General features: G+C 63.4%; 2 protein-coding genes. Both read right to left on the bottom strand.

Annotated elements, in window-relative coordinates; translation table 11 throughout:
* Positions 1-246: 246 nt before the first annotated feature.
* Positions 247-672 carry a hypothetical protein gene (locus tag BGE01nite_RS28705; protein ID WP_146856380.1) on the bottom strand — a complete coding sequence of 142 codons (426 nt, stop codon included), beginning with the start codon at positions 670-672 and terminating at the stop codon, positions 247-249.
* A gap of 580 nt (positions 673-1,252) precedes the next feature.
* The gene (locus tag BGE01nite_RS29495; protein WP_146856378.1) at positions 1,253-1,999 is read right to left on the bottom strand and encodes a hypothetical protein; all 747 of its coding nucleotides are present in this window, start codon (positions 1,997-1,999) and stop codon (positions 1,253-1,255) included.
* Positions 2,000-2,110: the final 111 nt, after the last annotated feature.

Raw genomic sequence — 2,110 nt, 5'->3', positions numbered from 1 at the left:
AGATGCCTGGACTCCGCCGACGTGAACTGGCGCGGGTGACTGCTTTGGCTTTTCCATTTTCAGTTTTCCATTCCTCCCTTTTCCATTTCTCCATGCCCGGGAGTCACCGCCCCATGGAGGAACTGAGAATGGAGAATGGGCTGAGGGGTGGGTGGAGTGAAAACCTAAAATTGGTTAGGCTGCCCGGCTTGGGGGGAATGGCCGGAGGTATTGGCTGCTGGCAGGAGGCTGATCAGACGTGTCTCTTTATCGGGGAGGGATGTTGGGGGTGGTGGGGCTGGGGATGGTGGGGGTGTTCGCGTTGTTGTTGTTGCCGTTGCCGCTGTTGTTGTTGCCTGGGTTGTTAGGCACGGGGGGACGGGAGATGCCGGGGTTGTTCGGGAGATTGGGGGTGCCGGGGTTCGGGAGGGTGTTGTTCGGGACGTTCGGGAAGATGGGGCGGTTGAAGCCGGGATTGAAGGGGATGTTCGGCGTGGTGGTGTTCGGAATGGTGTTGTCGTTGCTGTTGCCGTTGTTGTTCGCGGGGTTGGTGGGGATGTTCGGGGTGGTGGTGCTCGGGACGGTGTTGTTGTTGCCGTTGCTGCCGCTGGCGCCGGAGGCGCTCTGGGCGCGGGCGCTGAGGGGCAGGACGATGAGGGCGACGACCAGGAGGAGGTGGGGGATGGTTTTCATGGCACTAGGAAGTTCGAGGCGCGGCGGTGGAATGAGGGTCGGTGGATGGGACTAGGGGAGGATCAGGGCGGCGGTGGGCGGTGGGCGGTTCGCGGTTCGCGGTTCGCGGTTCGCAGTTCGCGGTTCTTGGTTCTCGGTTCTCGGTTCGCTGGCTAGGCCTCCGGAGGCTTGGCGAAGGAGGGTTCGCGGTTTGGCGGGGAGATGGGGGAATGGAAAATGGAGGAATGGAGAATGGGGAATGGGGAATGGGGAACTGAGGGGGAAGAAGGGGGTTCTGGGAGGACTGAAAATTGTAAACTGAGAACTGAAAACTGAAAATTGGTTGGGCGGTGGGAGGTTCGGGGGTGATGATTTTTTCAGCAGATTCAGGGAGGCCCGCAGATGGGATCATCCCTTCAGCCGATCGGAAAAATATTCTGTGGGCCTCCCTGAATCTGCTGGAGATCTGCCCGACTTTGCTGTTAGCCTAACGAAAAGTCCCACCTCAGCGCTCGAGCTGGGGTGGGACTGTCTGCCGGGCTGCGCCAGACTGGGCTGGGCTGGGCTGCGGATCTGCAACCAAATCCGTCAGTTCAGGTTCCTATTTCGGGCTGCTGCCGGAGGTGGAAGGGGGTGAGCTGTTGTTGTTGCTGCTGCTACTATTGCTCGAGCTGGAACTGCTGTTGCTGCTGCTGCTATTGCCGGTGCTTTTGCTGCTGCTGCTGGTGCTGATGGAGGGGTCATCGGTGGCGCCGGGTTTGTCTTTGTCGGTCTTGGAGCTGGAAGATGAGGAGGAGCCGCTGGTGGAGGGTTTGCTGCTGCTGCTGTCGCTTTCGATGGGGAGCGGACGGGGCTGGGAGGGATGGCGGTCGCGGTCGCGATCACGGCCGGGGTGGGCTTCGGCGCGCTTGGGGTCGGGAGTCTCGGGCGTGGCGGGGACGGCAGGATTGGCAGGAGTCGCGGGTGTGGCGGGCTCGGTGGGCATGGTGGGGGTGCCTGGGGTGGCCGGGGTCGCAGGTATGGCGGGTGTTGCCGGAGTCGCTGGAGTGGCCGGAGTCGCCGGAGTCGCCGGGGTAGTGGGATTGGCGGGGGTGCTGCCTTCGTCGACGCCGGGGGGCTTGTTGCGGTCGGCGGGGCGGATGGGCGGCAGGGGCTTGATGGTGGGGCTGAGGGGGCCGTCGGGGTTCGTGGGCGTGCTGGGCGTGGTGGTGCCAGGGTTTCCCGGGCCGGCCGGGGTGGAGCCGATGCCGCTGGATGAGCCGCTGGTGCCGGAGGAGCTGCTCTGCCCGGTGACGGTGAGGGTGATGCCGGAGAGGGCGAGCGCGAGGGTGAGGAAGGTGATCTTCATGATGCTGTGAATGCGGCGCTGGTGGGCGCGATGAAGGTCAGTGAGAGGGCTTATTTCGGGATCGGGGCTCTCGGTTCTCGGTTCTCGGTTCTCGGTTCTCGGTTCTCGGTT

The sequence above is a fragment of the Prosthecobacter gellanilyticus genome, from assembly GCF_007992435.1.
GTDB classification, from domain to species: Bacteria; Verrucomicrobiota; Verrucomicrobiia; order Verrucomicrobiales; family Verrucomicrobiaceae; genus Prosthecobacter; species Prosthecobacter gellanilyticus.
This window is presented reverse-complemented; position numbering and strand designations above follow the sequence as displayed.